This window comes from Streptomyces sp. S.PNR 29 (genome assembly GCF_030386795.1).
GTDB lineage: Bacteria > Actinomycetota > Actinomycetes > Streptomycetales > Streptomycetaceae > Streptomyces.
In genome coordinates, this window is the sequence record NZ_JANUQM010000013.1 from 219,798 (window position 1) to 236,365 (window position 16,568).

The following is a 16,568-nucleotide window of genomic DNA, read 5'->3' on the forward strand; positions in this document are numbered from 1 at the left end:
GCTTCGGTGGACCCGATGAATGGCACACCGGAGCGGCCCCGGACACGCTGGGGAGTCTTCGCCCAAAGGGATTTCCGCCTGCTCTGGGTGGGCGAGACCGTCAGTGGTTTGGGGAACAGCGTCACCGCGGTGGCCTTGCCGCTGATCGCGGTCGTGGTGCTGGACGCCGACTCCACTGCCGTCGGCCTGATCACGGCGGCGGTGTGGCTTCCCTGGCTGCTGGTCGGTCTGCCGGTGGGCGCCTGGGTGGACCGGGTGCGCAAACGGCCACTGATGATCGCGTGCGACCTCGTGTCCGCGGCCGCGCTGGTGAGCGTTCCGCTGGCGGCATGGCTCGACGCGCTCACCTTTCGGCACATGGTCGTCGTCGCGTTGATCTGCGGCACCGCGGCGGTGTGCTTCAACACCGCCTATCACTCGTACATCCGGATCGTGCTCGATGGCCGCAACCTCTTGGAGGGCAATGCCAAGCTGCAGGGCAGTGAGGCCGTCACCCAGGTCGCCGGGCCGGGGGCGGCGGGTCTGCTCGCCCAGGCGTTCGGCGCGGTCACCGCACTCGTCGCCGACGCGGTGACCTTCCTTGTCTCCGCCGTCTGCCTGAAGCGGATCAGGGCGGCCGAGCCCGACCGCGCTCCCGACGACGAACGCGACTCCCTCCGACGGCAGATCACCGAAGGGCTCCGCTTCGTGAGCCGGGACCGCTACCTGCGGCCGATGGTCACCTGGGGCGCCATGATCAATATGGCGCTGATGGGCTATCAGGCGGTCCAGGTCGTGTTCCTCGTCCGCACCGTCGGACTCAACCCGGCCACGGTCGGACTGCTGCTGGCCGGCGTCAGCACCGGCGGCATCGCGGGCGCCCTGGTCGCCACCAGGATCACCCGGCGCTTCGGCACCGCGCGCGGGCTGCTCCTCCTGCAGGCCGTCACCGCGCCCTTCGCACTGCTCCTGCCGATGACCACCGCCGGGCCGGGGCTGCTGCTGTTCGCGACGGGCGCCTTCGCCGTCGGGACCGGAATCTCCGTGGCCAATATCGTCGTCGGCAGCTTTCGGCAGAGTTACTGCCCGCCGCACATGCTCGGCCGGGTCGTGGCGACGGCAATGATGATCAACCACAGCACCATCCCGCTCGGCTCCCTGCTCGGCGGCGTGCTCGGCGACGCCGTCGGATACCGACCGGCCATGTGGATCACGACGGCTGCGGTCGCGCCCTGCTGGCTCATCCTCGCCCTGAGCCCCATGCGCCGCGAGCGCGACCTGCCGCAGACCTATGAGCAGGCGCAGGCCAAGGACTCAAGAGGGAGGGAAGCGGCTGCCTGATCAGAAAGCCACCCTCCGCCTGCACCTGGCCGGCTCAGCCTGTGTTCCTGCCACCGTCCCCATGCTCCGGCCCCTGCTCACACTCCGCGCCAACCGCTGATCAGTTCCTCGGGGCCGTACACCGCCTGAAGGCCGGAACACCCGACGCCGCTGCGGGAGACCGCCACGAGCGGTACCGGCTCGTCGGTGATCGCTGCCCGGTGCTTCTGCAGCGCGGCCAGGTCGTGGCTGTCGAACGCGGAGTTCTCCAGCCACGTGACCGAGCCGAGAAAGAGCAACTGCTTGGCCACCGGCTGCCGGTCGGCGCCCACCAAGTCGATTTCGACGTCGTTGCCGCGGGTCCAGTACCCGCCGATCGCCGGGGCGGCGGGCAGGAGCCCGTCCGGCAGGAGGCGGGCGAGGGATTCCCGGACCAAGGGCTCGATCGCGCGGCCACGCCAGCTCGTCCACCGCTCCTTGATCCGGCTCAGCGTGAGATCTCCCCGCATCCGCTCGATCTCCGCCATGTGCGGATCCAGAAACGCGAGCCAGAACCGCAGGTAGGGGTCGGCCACCCGGTAGCGGCGTTCCTTCGACGGCCGCAGTGAGAGGGACAGCTCGGCGGCAAACGACTCGTTTCTCGGTCAGGACATCCGTGGCTCTGGTGAGCGTGGTGTGGGCGATGCCGCCGGCGGCGCGCGCGACGTTGGTGAAGGTGCGCTCCTCGGACCCGATGGCACGCAGGACCTCCCTGCTCATCGCCTGCGGTGGGAACTCCGCGGCCAGAGAGCGCTCGGCGGAGACCAGCAGCGCCGAGATCGGGTTGTCCAGCGAGTCACGGAGGAACTCCCAGACATCCGCTCCGGCCCTCTGGGCTGGCGGAGGATACGAGATTCGAACTCGTGAGGGGTTGCCCCCAACACGCTTTCCAACTGTGGTGGTGGGGTGGTGGGCTGTGTGCAGGGGCGTTCACCTGCGTACATGGGTGGTTGGCTATCGCCGTGGGGACGGCTCCAGATCTCAGCTGAACGGCCGTGAACGGCGTTGAATGAGACGGAAACTGAGACGGAGCCCGCTCATAACTCGGGTGACGGCGGGCTGCGGTCGGCGCTAGCGTGCGGCGGTGATCAGCAGAGAGGGAGTACGCCTCGGTGCGGAGGCCGCACGTCGCCTGGCGCAGACAGGACTGTATGAGTTCGAGCCGGGGCTGACCGACGCCGAGTTCGCCCGCATCGAGCGCGAGTACGGCTTCGAGTTCGCTGACGACCACCGAGCGTTCCTCGCGGCCGGCCTTCCGGTCAACGTCCCTCCCGAGGACGGGCAGACCTGGTCCAGGCCGTGGCCGGAGTGGCGCTGTGGTGATCTGGACAGCTTGCGTAGACAGCTCGCCTGGCCAGTCGAAGGTGTTCTGCTCGACGTTGAGCACAACGGGTTCTGGTACGAGGGCTGGGGTGAGCGTCCAGCCGACGGGACGGCGACACTGGATACAGCGCGGTGCCATCTGGCGGAGGCGCCGGTGCTGGTGCCTGTGTATGCCCACCGATACCTGCCCGCTGGCCGGGGAAGCTTCGGGCATCCGGTGCTCTCGATGTGGCAGACCGACATCATCTATTACGGCCTGGACCTGGTCGACTACATGCACCAGGAGTTCGACGAAGCGCGAGGTGACGTCGACGAGAACTGGAACGCGCGAGCAACGGTCCCCTTCTGGCGGGACCTTCTCTGACTCCTCGGGGGTCCGTGGCCAGGCGGCGGGCGCTCAGCTTGGGAAGCTACGATCATTTGAGGTCAGCTCTGGTCCTGACCTGCATGAATGGCCGAGGTACAGCTCGTGAGACTCGGCCGTTTTCACCGTGGTTCCCCGCTGCTCCCCGCTCGATCTGGTGCGCTTGTGGTGCGGCAGGGGTACGGGGCTCGCTCCCCCTGGAAGGCTCCTGGTAGTCCTGAGGTGTGCCCGTCGCGAGTTGGACAACCTGCCCCCTGGACCCTTCGTCCGCCGAGAGCATCACGTGTGCTCTTGCAGGGCAGACGGTGGCCGCTCAACCCCTGTCCGCCGATCTCAGAGCAATTACGTCAAGTACGTTGCGTAGGGTTTGTGATGAACATAAGGTTCACCCGTGCAGAGTTCTGAGCTTTCCGTGCAGGGGCAGAGCCTCCAGACCCTTTACAACCTTTACTTCAATAAGAGGTTGGCTGTCAATCGCCGTTATCAGCGAAAGCTGGTATGGAGCGTGGAGGAGAAAGTTAAGCTCATTGACTCTGTCGTCAACGAGCTCCCCATTCCTTTGATCCTGTTGGCTCAACGTAAGAAGGCTGGCGTTGAGACCTACGAGATCATCGATGGACTGCAGCGCCTCGATGCGTTCTTCTCCTTCATGGAGAACAAGTTCGCGTACAACGGCAAGTATTTTGATCTCGATACGATCGGGGACACGAAGGCTCGCCTCGATGCGGGGGAGATCTCTCAGGGACGCGAAAAGCTATCCCGGTCGGAATCTCTCGCCATTGCCAATTATCAAATTCCGGTTTCGATCTATCGGGACGCTTCTACCTCTTCGATCGATGAGGTATTTCGTCGAATCAATAGCGGCGGCAGGCGTCTAAGTCTCCAAGAAATCCGACAGGCGGGGGTTCTGGGCTCGTTGGCGGATGTTGTGAGGCGCGCTAGTGCTTCGATTCGCGGCGACGGGACGTTTTCTGAATCCGTTTCTTTGAATGAAATGGATAAGTTGAGCATCTCTCGCCGCGGGCTCGAATATGGTCTAGCGATGGAGGACATGTTCTGGGTTCGACATGACATCGTCGCGCAAGAGGATATTCGATCTTCCGGCGACGAAGAAATGGTCCTGGATCTCGTCCTCGACGCAGTTATTCGTCCATGGCCTACGAGTGGCTGGCAGAACCGAGATGTGGCTTACGGGATTCAGCGAAAGATCCGAACGGCTTCTCCTGACGAAGTGAATTCTGCGATCGACGCTGTGGGGGTCGAGGAGCTTCACCAGAGAATCATCTCCGTAGTGGGCCTAGTCGATGACGTGATGGCAGGACACGGCTCACTGGGTCGGCACATGGTGAAGCTGGAGACCTATGAGAAGGGTACGCAGCGACAGTTCCAGGCAGTTTTTGCCGCGCTGTATTCGCTGACGTTCGAAGATGGCATGGTGCCGAAATCTCACGATGCCGTGCGTGCCGTCTTGGACAATTTCTGGGGTCGCGGCCTCTCTATTCCTACCGGAGGCAGCGCATGGGGAAAGGAAAAAAAGAGGACCCTCTATCCGAGCGTCAAGAAGAAGTTGAGAAGGGCTTTCTATAAGCCGGATCCTCAACGCGGCACGGTGCAATTGAACTCACGTATGTATATCGAGTCGTTGCTTCAGGGGCCAATCGCTGAGGATCCTCTAGTTGAACTAAAGCAAGGTTTTTGCACGCTCTCGGATCCACCGAAGGAGGACCTGGATCTCTTCGAGCAGGTAATGCAGACTGCCGTGGGTATGGCCAACCACGGAAAGTCTGCTCAAGGGCTAATCCTGATTGGAGTCGCCGACAAGCCATCTGCGGCGGGCCGACTGGAGCAACTCTTCGGAGTGAAGCCTGTTTCTGTGCAAAACCAACTTGTTGTCGGGACGGCTGAGCAAATCGGCCTTCTCGGGTATGACGAAGACAAGTGGTGGCGGAAGTGGCAAAGTAAGATTCAATCTTCCAATCTGGCCACGGAATTCGCGAACAGCTTGGCCCACACCTTCAAGCCTGTGTACTGCGATGGGCTGCTGCTATGGGAGATGCGGCCTAGATCGATTGGTAAGCCGATCACCTACGATGGCCGATTTTTCGTGAGAATCGGAAGTTCCACTCAGGAATTGTCGGCCGACGACTTCCTTAGTCACATGACCATGCACTTTTCGCAGTAACGGCGAGGATGCTCTTCCTGGAATGGCCACGAGGTCGGTGTAGCGGCTTTGGGGTGGCGCTGCTTTGGCGCGAGTGATCATGGCCCCGTAAGCTTCCGGCGCGTCGGGCAGTCTGTGGACCTGCCCGGTAAAGCACGACGTTGGGGCCATGATCTTCGAGGCTCGCGCCAAAGTGGCTCCGTAAAGCCGTGGAGCCGACCGTCCCAGCCACGACGTACCCCGTCTCTCACGGCAAGAGGGTGATGCTCTAGCGCGCGGCACGGGCGCCGGCCGGGCTGGAGCGGGGCGGAGACAGGAGCGCATCCGCCTCGACGGCCACCGCACCGAGTACGACGTCGACACCACAACCGGCGAGATCGGCCGCGTCCTCCACCACCTCGACTCGACCAGCCTCCCGGCCGGACAACTCCTCGTCCGCTGCAACAACCGCCGCACCACCCGCTGCCCGGCCTGCGCCGAGGTCTACCGCCGCGACACCTTCCACCTGATCACCTCTGGCCTGCGCGGCGGCAAGGGCATCCCCGAACACGTCGCCGCCCACCCGCGCGTGTTCGCCACCTTCACCGCCCCGCGCTTCGGCCCCGTCCACAACCGCCCTTCCAGCGGGCGCCCCTGCCGGTGCGGTATCCGCCACGACCAGGACGACGCTGAACTCGGCACCCCGCTCGACCCGGACACCTACGACTATGAAGCGGCCGTTCTCTGGAACGCGCACGCCGGTCCGCTGTGGCGGCGCTTCTCGACCTACCTGCGCCGGGAGGTCGCCAAGCGCGCGGGCCTGTCCCAGCGCCGTTTCCGCGAGCACGCCCGCGTGTCCTTCGCCAAAGTCGCCGAGTACCAAAAGCGCGGCGCCGTCCACTTCCACGCCGTCATCCGCATCGACGGCCCCAGCGGTGGCGACACCCCGCCCCCGGCCTGGGCGACCGCCGAGCTGCTGACCGACGCCATCGAGACGGCTGCCGCCAAGGTCAGCGTGGACGGCCCGGTCATCGACGGCCGCGCCCACACCTTCACCTTCGGACGACAGCTCGACGTCCGCACCATCCGCTCGGCCGACTTCAACGACGGCCAGGAGCTGACCGAACGAGCCGTCGCCGCGTACATCGCCAAGTACGCCACCAAGGGCGCCGAGACCGCGACGGGAGCTCTCGACCGGCCCCTGAAGTTCGCCGCCGAACTTGCCCAGCTCGACATCAGCGAACACGCACGCCGCATGATCCGCACCGCCTGGGCTCTCGGCGCCCGCAAGGACCTCGAACACCTCCGCCTGCGCGCCTGGGCCCACATGCTGGGCTTCCGCGGCCACTTCTCCACCAAGTCCCGCCGCTACTCCACCACCCTCGGCGCCCTCCGCGACGCCCGCGCCGAATGGCGCCGAGCCCAAGCCGCAGCAACCAACGGCCCCGAGCCCGACACCACGTACGTCCTCGCGCACTGGGTCTTCGCCGGAACCGGCCTGTCCGACGCCGAAGCCTGGCTCGCCGCGTCCCTCGAACCCGCCCCTGGATTGGAAGGAGAACCGACCCATGGCTGAGCCCCGCACCGCTGCCACCGCGCTGGAGCCCACGACCCTTCCCTGGTGCTCCTGACCGTCGAGGAGGCGGCCCGGCGGCTCCGTATCGGCCGTACGACGTGCTTCCGGCTCGTGCTCGCTGGAGAGATCGAGTCGGTGACAGTCGGACGGCTGCGCCGCATCCCCGCCGATGCCATACCCGCCTACGTGTCCAAGCTCCGCCACCGACCCGCCGAAGCCGCCTGAGGGGGGAAGCCATGCCAGACAAGAAGCGCACCCGCCAGCCCAACGGCGCCTCATCGATCTACTTCGGCAAGGACGGGAAGTGGCACGGAAGAGTGACAGTCGGCGTCCGGGATGACGGCAAGCCCGACCGCCGCCACATCGAGCGCAAGACCAAGGCCGAGGTGACCAAGGCAGTCCGCGAGATGGAGCGGGCGCGGGATGACAAGAAGCTCAGGAAACCGGGCCAGAGCTGGACAGTCCAAGCCTGGCTTGAGCACTGGGTCGAGAACATCGCCAAGCCGTACGTCTCCGAGAACACGTACGACGGCTATGAGGTCGACGTACGCGTTCACCTCGTAACCGGGCCTGGGCGCTCACAAGCTCGACCGCCTGGAGCCCGAGCATCTGGAGCGCTTCTACCGGAAGATGCAGGAGTCCGGGAGCGCCGCCGGCACCGCCCACCACGCCCACCGGACGATCCGAGTCGCCCTTGGCGAAGCCGTCCGACGCGGGCACGTCGCCACCAATGTGGCCGAGATCGCCAAGGCTCCGCGCCTCGAAGAAGAGGAAATCGAGCCGTACACGATCGACGAGGTACAGAGCCTCCTGGTCGAGGCGTCGAAGCTCCGCAACAGTGCACGCTGGGTTGTTGCACTGGCGCTTGGCCTCCGCCAAGGGGAAGCGCTCGGGCTCCACTGGGAAGACGTCGACCTGGACGCCGGATACGTCCGCATCCGCAAGAACCGACTCCGGCCCAAGTACGCGCACGGCTGCGGAGACAACCCCTGCGGCAGGAAGCCGGGCTACTGCCCGCAGCGACAGCAGACCCGCCGCGAGCACAAGAGCACCAAGTCCCGCGCCGGACGGCGCACGGTCGGCCTGCCCGATCCGCTGATCAAGCTCCTCCGCCAGCACCAGGAGGAGCAGGAGCGGGAACGGCTCGCGGCCGGAGCCGACTGGGAGGACAAGGGATACGTCTTCGCCACGCCGACCGGCGGCCCCCTCAGCCCGAACACCGACTTCCACATCTGGAAGCGCCTGCTTCGGGATGCGGGCGTACGGGACGCCCGTCTTCATGACGCTCGCCACACCGCCGCGACCGTCCTCTTGATCCTCGGCGTCCCGAACGTCGTGGTCGACGCGATCATGGGTTGGGAGCCTGGGGGAGCGGCCCCGGTGCGCGCCCGGTACATGCACGTGACGGGGACCATGCTGCGCAAGGTCGCGCAGCAAGTCGGCGACGCTCTTTGGGAGCTCCCGAAGACGAACTGAGACGGAAACTGAGACGGACAACGTCGAAGGGCCCCACCGCGAACGGTGGGGCCCTTCGACATCGTGCCCGGTGAGGCACTGGCGGAGGATACGAGATTCGAACTCGTGAGGGGTTGCCCCCAACACGCTTTCCAAGCGTGCGCCCTAGGCCTCTAGGCGAATCCTCCGCCGGAAACATTACATGACCGAGAGGAGTGCTCGCGAACTCGTTCCCCGGCCCCGACATCAGGTAGCCTTGGCGCAGCCCCTCACGCGGCGCTATCTGACTGAACTCCCCCAGGGCCGGAAGGCAGCAAGGGTAGGTTGGCTCTGGCGGGTGCGTGGGGGGCGTCTGCGTTGGTGGGGCGGGCCTGGCGGGGTCCGGCTCCTCGGGCGGGGCCCGTTGTCAGTGGGCGCCTATAACCTCGTATGCGTGTCGTCTCTCGCTCTGTACCGCCGCTATCGCCCGGAGACCTTCGCCGAGGTCATCGGGCAGGAGCATGTCACCGACCCGCTGCAGCAGGCGCTGCGGAACAACCGGGTCAATCACGCGTACCTGTTCAGCGGTCCGCGTGGCTGTGGCAAGACGACCAGCGCGCGGATCCTGGCCCGGTGCCTGAACTGCGAGCAGGGGCCCACGCCGACGCCGTGCGGGGAGTGCCAGTCCTGCAGGGACCTGGCGCGCAACGGGCCGGGGTCGATCGACGTCATCGAGATCGACGCCGCTTCGCACGGCGGCGTGGACGATGCCCGTGACCTGAGGGAGAAGGCCTTCTTCGGGCCCGCCCGCAGCCGGTACAAGATCTACATCATCGACGAGGCCCACATGGTCACGTCGGCCGGTTTCAACGCGCTGCTCAAGGTGGTCGAGGAGCCGCCGGAGCATCTGAAGTTCATCTTCGCGACCACCGAGCCCGAGAAGGTCATCGGGACGATTCGCTCCCGGACCCATCACTATCCGTTCCGGCTCGTGCCGCCGGGGACCCTGCGGGACTACCTCGCCGAGGTGTGCGAGAAGGAGAAGATCCCCGTCGAGGACGGGGTGCTGCCCCTGGTCGTGCGGGCCGGTGCCGGGTCCGTGCGTGACTCCATGTCCGTCATGGATCAGTTGCTGGCCGGTGCCGGCGACGACGGTGTGACGTATGCCATGGCGACCGCCCTGCTCGGGTACACGGACGGCTCGCTGCTCGATTCCGTCGTCGAGGCGTTCGCCTCCGGTGACGGCGCCGCGGCCTTCGAGGTCGTGGACCGGATCATCGAGGGCGGCAACGACCCGCGCCGCTTCGTCGCCGATCTGCTGGAACGGCTCCGTGACCTGGTCATTCTCGCCGCCGTACCGGACGCGGCCGAGAAGGGGCTGATCGACGCCCCGGCCGATGTCGTCGAGCGGATGCAGGCCCAGGCGCAGTCCTTCGGTGCCGCCGAACTCAGCCGCGCCGCCGATCTCGTCAATGAGGGGCTGACCGAGATGCGGGGTGCCACCTCACCCCGGCTGCAGCTCGAACTGATCTGCGCGCGCGTGCTGCTGCCCGCCGCGTACGGCGACGAGCGGTCCGTCATGGCCCGCCTGGACCGGATCGAGCGGGGCGTGCACTTCTCCGCGGGCGCCGGCGCGCCCGCCATGGGGTACGTGCCCGGACCCGACGCCCACGCGGGAGCTCCGGCCGCACCCATCCCGCCGGGCGGCGGCGCTGCTGCGGCCCGCGCGGCGGTACGGGCCTCGGGGGCGCCGACGAGCGGTGGTGCGGCTCCGGGGCCTGCGGGTCCGGTCCCTTCCACGGGTCCGGTCGCTCCCACGGGTCCAGCGGCTCCTCCGGCCCCCACGGGCCAGAGTGGGCCGCCCTCGGGAGCCGGTGCGCCTGCCGGGCCGGGCGTCGGCGCCGACACCGGTGCTGGTCCCGCCACGGGCTCCGGCCCCTCCGGCGGAGGCCAACCGCAGCCGCCCCAGCAACCCCAAGCACCCCAGAGGCCTCAGGCCCCGTCCTCCCCCGCGCCCGCATCCGCCCCCGGCGCCTGGCCCACCCCCGCAGCCGCCGGCAGCGGACGGCGGCCCGGCGGATGGCCCACCGCAGCACCCGCGGACGGTGGCCAGCCCCCGTCTGCACCCACCTCGACACCACCGGCCACCCCGACACCGCAGTCGGCCCCGGCACCCGCCTCCCCACCCGCCGGCGGAGGCCTCGACCCCCGCGCTCTCTGGCCGAACATCCTGGAGGCGGTCAAGAACCGCCGCCGGTTCACCTGGATCCTGCTCAGCCAGAACGCACAGGTGGCCGGCTTCGACGGCACGACCCTGCAGCTCGGGTTCGTCAACGCCGGCGCCCGCGACAACTTCCTGAGCAGCGGCAGCGAGGACGTGCTGCGGCAGGCCCTGGGTGAGCAGTTCAACGTCCAGTGGAAGATCGAGGCGATCGTCGACCCCTCCGGCGGCTCGTCCCCCCAGTCAACGACCGGCTTCCCCGGCGGTGGCGGCGGCTACGGCGGTTCCGGTACCGGCGGGTACGGCGGCGGCGGTACGTCCGCCCCTCGCCCGGCGACGCCGCAGTCGGCCGCCCCGGCCGCCCCCGCGCAGCCCGCAGCGGCACCGGCCGCCCCCGCCCCGGCGACCACACCCGCTCCGCGGCCCTCCGCGCCGGAGCCGTCCTCGATCGAGGACGACATCCCCGCGGACGACGACCCCGACCTCGACGAGTCGGCCCTGTCCGGCCAGGAACTCATCGTGCGGGAGCTGGGGGCGACGGTCGTCGACGAGTTCATGAACGAGTAGCCCCGGCGGCCGGGCAGCTGTGGCTCGGCGGCCTGGCCCTGGCCTGCCGTGCCCCTGGCCTGCCGTAACCCCGCCTTGGGTGAACCTCCAAACCCCCAACCGGCACCCCTTCGGAAGCCCGCACAAAACAGCTCCCGTTAGGCTGGCCCCGTGAAGGTCCTCGTCATCGGCAGCGGCGCCCGCGAACACGCCCTGTGCCGCTCCCTGTCCCTCGACCCCGACGTCACCGCGCTGCACTGCGCACCCGGCAACGCCGGCATCGCCGAGGTCGCCGAGTTGCACCAGGTCGACGCCCTCGACGGCAGGGCCGTAACCGCTCTGGCCCGGCAGCTCGGCGCCGAACTGGTCGTGGTCGGGCCGGAGGCGCCCCTCGTCGCCGGGGTCGCCGACGCCGTGCGCGAGGCCGGCATCCCGGTCTTCGGCCCCTCCGGGGCAGCCGCGCAGATCGAGGGCTCCAAGGCCTTCGCCAAGGACGTCATGGCAGCGGCCGGTGTGCCCACGGCGCGCTCGTACGTCTGTACGACACCGGAAGAGGTCGACACGGCCCTCGACGCCTTCGGAGCCCCGTACGTCGTCAAGGACGACGGGCTCGCGGCCGGCAAGGGCGTCGTCGTGACCAGCGACATCGAGGCCGCCCGCGCCCACGCGAACTCCTGCGAGCGCGTGGTCATCGAGGAGTACCTCGACGGCCCCGAGGTCTCCCTCTTCGCCGTCACCGACGGCGAGACGGTCCTCCCGCTCCAGCCCGCCCAGGACTTCAAGCGCGCCCTCGACAACGACGAGGGCCCGAACACCGGTGGCATGGGCGCGTACTCCCCGCTGCCCTGGGCCGACCCGAAGCTGGTCGACGAGGTCCTGCAGACCGTGCTGCAACCGACCGTCGACGAGATGCGCCGCCGCGGCACCCCCTTCTCCGGTCTCCTCTACGCCGGCCTCGCGATCACCTCCCGTGGTGTCCGGGTGATCGAGTTCAACGCCCGCTTCGGCGACCCCGAGACCCAGGTCGTCCTCGCCCGCCTGAAGACGCCGCTCGCCGGAGTCCTGACGGCCGCCGCCACCGGCACCCTCGGCGACCTGGAGCCCCTGCGCTGGAGCGACGACGCGGCGGTCACCGTGGTCGTCGCCTCGCACAACTACCCGGGCACCCCGCGCACCGGCGACCCGATCACCGGCCTCGACGAGGTGGCCGCCGAGGACGCCCCGCACGCGTACGTCCTGCACGCCGGCACCAAGCGCGACGGCGACGCGATCGTCAGCGCGGGCGGCCGTGTCCTGTCCGTCACGGCCACCGGCAAGGACCTCGCCGAGGCCCGCGACCGCGCGTATCAGGCCGTCTCCCGTATCCGCCTCGACGGCTCCCAGCACCGCACGGACATCGCGGCGAAGGCAGCCGAGGGCGCGTGACTCACCCGGCGATCGCCTCGCCGATCGCCTCCCGCCGATGAACCCGGCAGGCCCCGGATCCGTCTCAGGATCCGGGGCCTGTCTTTTGGTGAGTCGGAGACGAGGGGGACTGGGGGGTGATCCGGGGCGTGACCAGCGGTGGAGGGGCCCAGATCGCGCTGGGGAGGGGCACCGGGACCAGGGGCCTGATCCTCGCTGTCCGTCGTCCACCTCTCCCCAAAGCCATTCCATCGAGTGACCGATGGCCTATCCGGCTGACGGCGGCCGGGGCCCCAACTAGGGTGCGGCGCAAGCTTTCCGGCACTTGGCCCATCGGCATTGCGATGTCAGTGGCGGGTGCCACAGTGGGGGAGTGAGCAACGAGCAGAGCAGCGTCACGACAGCAGGGAGGGGGTGACGTCCGGACGTGACCGGTATGGGTGTGGAAGCGGGCGCGCAGGCCGCGCGCTCCCGGGCGCTGGCCGTGCTGCGCATCCGCAGCCGGGCGCTGGCGGTCGCGCTGCTCCCGGCGGCAGCCGCCGTGATCCTGCTCGCCGGCGGCTCCACCGGCCACCTCGTGGGCCGGGGCTGGGAGGTCGCCCGCTGGACCGTGACCGCCCTCGCCCTCCTCGTGCTGTTCGCCGCCGGCGGCGTCGCCCTGGTCGTCGCCCGTGCCCGTCCCGCCATGAGTCCCACGGTCACGATCGCGGAGGAGTCGGCGCCCGACCTGTACCGCATGGTGCGCGACCTCGCCGACCGCCTCGACGTCCCCGCCCCCTCCGCGATAGCGCTCACGCCGGACTGCGACAGCTGGCTGGAGGACCGCACCCACCCGGCCCATGGCCCTCCGCCGCCGGAGGAGCACGACGACATAGCGGGCGCCGGCGGGTTCCCGCGCCGCCGGTCCCTCGCCGCGCCCGTCCTCGTCATCGGCTCCCCGTTCCTGTGGTGGATGCGCGTCGGCGAGCTGCGCGCGGTCCTCGCCCCGGTCGTCGCGGGTACGGGACCGTCGGCGCACCCGGACATAGCCGCGGCCCGCCGCTTCGTCCGGGGCCTGGACGCCGCGGTGGCGGTGGCCTCGGACCGCGGACGCTGCCCCCTGGCCCGGGTGGTGTGTGCGGGCATCGGCGAGGTGTCCCGGCTCCTGCTGCGCAGCTGCCAGGGCCATGCCGCCGAGATGGAGCGCGGGGTCGCGGCGGCCGCCGCCGAGCGTGCACAGGCTGTGGACTACGGACTGCGGATCGTCGCGCAGGAGCAGGTGGGACTGGCGTACGCGGGCTGGGACCGGCTGCTGACCCGCGTGGCGCTGCCCGCCTGGCGGATGGGCCGCTGGCCCTCCCGGCTGGACGCGGGCGTGGTCGCGGCCCTCACCGAGCTGTCCCGCCGTGACCGCCTGGCCGAGGGATTCGCCTCCCGCCTGGGCGAACGCCCCGCCTGCGACCTGCTGGAGGAACCCGGCGTCGTGGACGAGGCGGCCTCTCTCCTCGCCGCCCGTCTCTTCCACGGCGGTCCCTCGAAGCCCGGCCCGGACTGGTCCCCCGTGGAGTGGCACGAATACCCGGAGGAGGTCGTCGACCGCAAATGGCGCACCGACGCGGCCCGCCTCCACCGCGTCCTGGACGCCCTCGGTGTCCGCCGCGCCGGCGCCGGCCCCTCCCACGACTCCGTCGGCCCCACCCTCGCCCGGGTCCTCGACCACCTCACGGACCTGACCGGACCGAGGGGTCTGCGAGCAGAGGGAAAACCGTCCCGGACGCCGGCACCTCCCGAACCAGCCCCACCGCTCCAGCCCCCCGAACCCCCCGGCAAGGACGCTCCCGCCAAGGGTGCTCCCCGCAACGACGCCCCCGCCAAGGACGACGACGAGGAAGACCTCACCGGCACCACCCCTCGCAGTGCCGCCCTGGCCGCCGGACTGCGTGCCGCGCTGGCGCGTGAGGAGGCGGCGGCCGTGCGGACCACGGGGCCCGAGGACTCCGCTCCCACCGGGCAGCCCGGCCCCGGCACCACTCCCTGGGACGACCGTGTGCTCCCCCTCTTCCCCCTGCAACTCCCGCGCACGGCCCGCGAGATCCTCACCGACCACATCACGGCGATGGTGTGCTGCGCCGCCATGGACACAGCGGGCGCGACCCCGGGCCTCGACTGGCTGGACGGCCCGTCCCTCCTGGTCAACGGCGCACGGGCGGCCGACCTGGCGCCCCGGGTCCTCAGCCTCGTCGAGACGGGCGACCCGACCCCCCTGCGGGCCTGGCTGACGGAGCTGGGGATACGCGCGGAGAAGCCGGTCCGGCTGGTCTGACGCCACCGGCACCCCGACCGCACCACCGATTCATCTCCGCCCCCCTCGCACCGCGTCCCGCATCGAAAAGAGCCATCCCCCCGCACCGCCCCACGCATCACCCCCGCACCCGAAAGAACCACCCCCGCTCCGAGAATCGGATTCCCCTGCTCCACTTTCGGTGAATTCGCAACGAATCGTGACAGCGCGCGTGCGTTATGTGATGTGCTGAGACCGTTCGCGCACATGGCAAACGCTGACGACATACGACAGCCACGACATGCCCACAAACAGGCACATCTGCGCACAGGCGACCACGGGGGCACAAGGGAGGGGAAGACCCATGGGGTCGGAGAACATCCGCCGCTGGGAGTCGGGGGCACGCGCGCACGCCGTCACGGATCCCTTCGGTCAGGGCCCCGTCCCCTGGCTGCGCGGCGGCGAGACGTACTTCGACGACACAGGCCTGGTCGTCCCCTGGTACGCGGACCCGGACCCGGCCCGCACCAGCCACCGGGACGCCCCCGGCCAGGACGCCCCCGGCCAGGACGCCCACCGGAGCCACACCCACCAGCGCGCCACCCGGCGGGACGGCACCCGCGGGATCCCCGCCCAGCGCCCCACTGGAGGCCCCCGCGCGGCCGACGACGTCCACCGCCAGATCAAGGGATTCGTCTCCACCGGCGCCGTCGCACCCGGCGAGGCCCTCGACTTCCACGTCACCGTGGACCCGCCCCAGGAATTCGGCGTCGACATCTACCGCATCGGCCACTACGACGGCGACGGCGCCGCCAAGATCACCACCAGTCCCCGGCTCTCCGGCATCGTCCAGGCCCCGCCGCTCACCGCCGACCGCACGGTCTCCTGCCACCACTGGTGGCTGTCCTGGCGGCTGCAGATCCCCGCGCACTGGAAGGTCGGTGCGTACGTCGCCGTCCTCACCACCGCCGACGGCTACCGCTCCCACGTCCCGTTCACCGTCCGCGACGACCGCCCAGCGGACCTGCTCCTCGTCCTCCCGGACATCACCTGGCAGGCGTACAACCTCTACCCGGAGGACGGCCGCACCGGCGCCAGTTTCTATCACGCCTGGGACGAGGACGGCAGGCTGCTCGGCGAGGCGGACGCCGCCACCACGGTCTCCTTCGACCGCCCGTACGCGGGCGCCGGCCTCCCCCTGCACGTCGGCCGCGCCTACGACGTCATCCGCTGGGCCGAGCGCTACGGCTACGACCTCGCCTACGCCGACGCCCGCGACCTGCACGCCGGCCGCGTCGATCCCACCCGCTACCGGGGCCTGGTCTTCCCGGGCCACGACGAGTACTGGTCGGTCCCCATGCGGCGTACCGCCGAGGCCGCCCGCGACCACGGCACGTCCCTGGTCTTCCTCTCCGCCAACACCCTGTACTGGCAGGTGGAGCTGAGCCCCTCCCCGTCCGGCGCCCCGGACCGGCTTCTCACCTGCCGTAAGCGCAGGGGCCCGGGGAAACCCGTCCTCTGGCGCGAGATCGACCGCCCCGAACAGCAACTGCTCGGCATCCAGTACGCGGGCCACGTCCCCGAGCCGCACCCCCTGGTCGTCCGCAACGCCGACCACTGGATGTGGGAGGCGTCCGGCGTCCAGGAGGGCGAGGAGATCGAGGGCCTGGTGGCCGGCGAGGCCGACCGCTACTTCCCGCGCACCCCGCTCCCGGAGCACGAGGAGCGCGTCCTGCTCGCCCACTCCCCGTACACCGACAAGGAGGGCGCCGTCCGCCACCAGGAGACGTCCCTCTACCGCGCCCCCTCCGGCGCCTGGGTCTTCGCATCCGGGACGTTCGCCTGGACCCCGGCCCTGGACCGCCCCGGCCACGCCGACGCCCGTATCCAGCGCGCCACCGCCAGCCTCCTGGACCGCATCTGCAAACGCGACTGACCCCATGCGCCTCAACCACTCCCCGT

9 protein-coding genes, 1 tRNA gene, 1 other RNA gene and 2 pseudogenes are annotated in these 16,568 nt (G+C 69.4%); 11 read left to right on the plus strand and 2 right to left on the minus strand.

What is annotated here, in order from left to right; genetic code table 11:
- Positions 1–15 precede the first annotated feature (15 nt).
- Positions 16–1,320 (plus strand): MFS transporter, encoded by a 1,305-nt coding sequence (locus NW895_RS31300; RefSeq protein WP_354670133.1) that lies wholly within the window; start codon positions 16–18, stop codon positions 1,318–1,320.
- Positions 1,321–1,397: 77 nt separating this feature from the next.
- Here the strand turns inward: NW895_RS31300 and NW895_RS31305 are convergent.
- Positions 1,398–2,163 (minus strand): annotated as a pseudogene (locus NW895_RS31305) (DUF234 domain-containing protein); the annotation flags it as partial.
- A 259-nt stretch (positions 2,164–2,422) separates the two neighbouring features.
- Here NW895_RS31305 and NW895_RS31310 point away from each other — a divergent pair.
- The 5 genes and pseudogenes from NW895_RS31310 (at position 2,423) to NW895_RS31330 (ending at position 8,217) form a co-directional block, all read left to right on the plus strand.
- Entirely contained in the window at positions 2,423–3,025 is a 603-nt protein-coding gene (locus NW895_RS31310) for a hypothetical protein (RefSeq protein ID WP_289939844.1), read from the plus strand.
- A 391-nt stretch (positions 3,026–3,416) separates the two neighbouring features.
- Positions 3,417–5,207 carry a DUF262 domain-containing protein gene (locus NW895_RS31315; protein WP_289939845.1) on the plus strand — a complete coding sequence of 597 codons (1,791 nt, stop codon included), beginning with the start codon at positions 3,417–3,419 and terminating at the stop codon, positions 5,205–5,207.
- 301 nt (positions 5,208–5,508) lie between these two features.
- Entirely contained in the window at positions 5,509–6,741 is a 1,233-nt protein-coding gene (locus NW895_RS31320; protein ID WP_289939926.1) for a replication initiator, read from the plus strand.
- A gap of 42 nt (positions 6,742–6,783) precedes the next feature.
- The gene (locus NW895_RS31325; RefSeq protein ID WP_289939927.1) at positions 6,784–6,966 is read left to right on the plus strand and encodes an excisionase family DNA-binding protein; all 183 of its coding nucleotides are present in this window, start codon (positions 6,784–6,786) and stop codon (positions 6,964–6,966) included.
- 11 nt (positions 6,967–6,977) lie between these two features.
- Positions 6,978–8,217 (plus strand): annotated as a pseudogene (locus tag NW895_RS31330) (tyrosine-type recombinase/integrase).
- 79 nt (positions 8,218–8,296) lie between these two features.
- Here the strand turns inward: NW895_RS31330 and NW895_RS31335 are convergent.
- Positions 8,297–8,384: transfer RNA gene (locus tag NW895_RS31335), tRNA-Ser, on the minus strand.
- A gap of 72 nt (positions 8,385–8,456) precedes the next feature.
- Here NW895_RS31335 and ffs point away from each other — a divergent pair.
- The 5 genes from ffs (at position 8,457) to NW895_RS31360 (ending at position 16,542) form a co-directional block, all read left to right on the plus strand.
- Positions 8,457–8,553: signal recognition particle sRNA small type (gene ffs, locus NW895_RS31340), an RNA gene on the plus strand.
- 76 nt (positions 8,554–8,629) lie between these two features.
- A complete protein-coding gene (locus NW895_RS31345; protein WP_289939846.1) occupies positions 8,630–10,963 on the plus strand; it encodes a DNA polymerase III subunit gamma and tau in 2,334 nt (777 codons plus the stop codon).
- A 150-nt stretch (positions 10,964–11,113) separates the two neighbouring features.
- Positions 11,114–12,367 carry a phosphoribosylamine--glycine ligase gene (gene purD, locus NW895_RS31350; protein ID WP_289939848.1) on the plus strand — a complete coding sequence of 418 codons (1,254 nt, stop codon included), beginning with the start codon at positions 11,114–11,116 and terminating at the stop codon, positions 12,365–12,367.
- Between the two features lie 415 nt (positions 12,368–12,782).
- A complete protein-coding gene (locus NW895_RS31355; protein ID WP_289939928.1) occupies positions 12,783–14,648 on the plus strand; it encodes a hypothetical protein in 1,866 nt (621 codons plus the stop codon).
- Between the two features lie 322 nt (positions 14,649–14,970).
- Entirely contained in the window at positions 14,971–16,542 is a 1,572-nt protein-coding gene (locus NW895_RS31360; protein WP_289939850.1) for a N,N-dimethylformamidase beta subunit family domain-containing protein, read from the plus strand.
- Positions 16,543–16,568 lie beyond the last annotated feature (26 nt).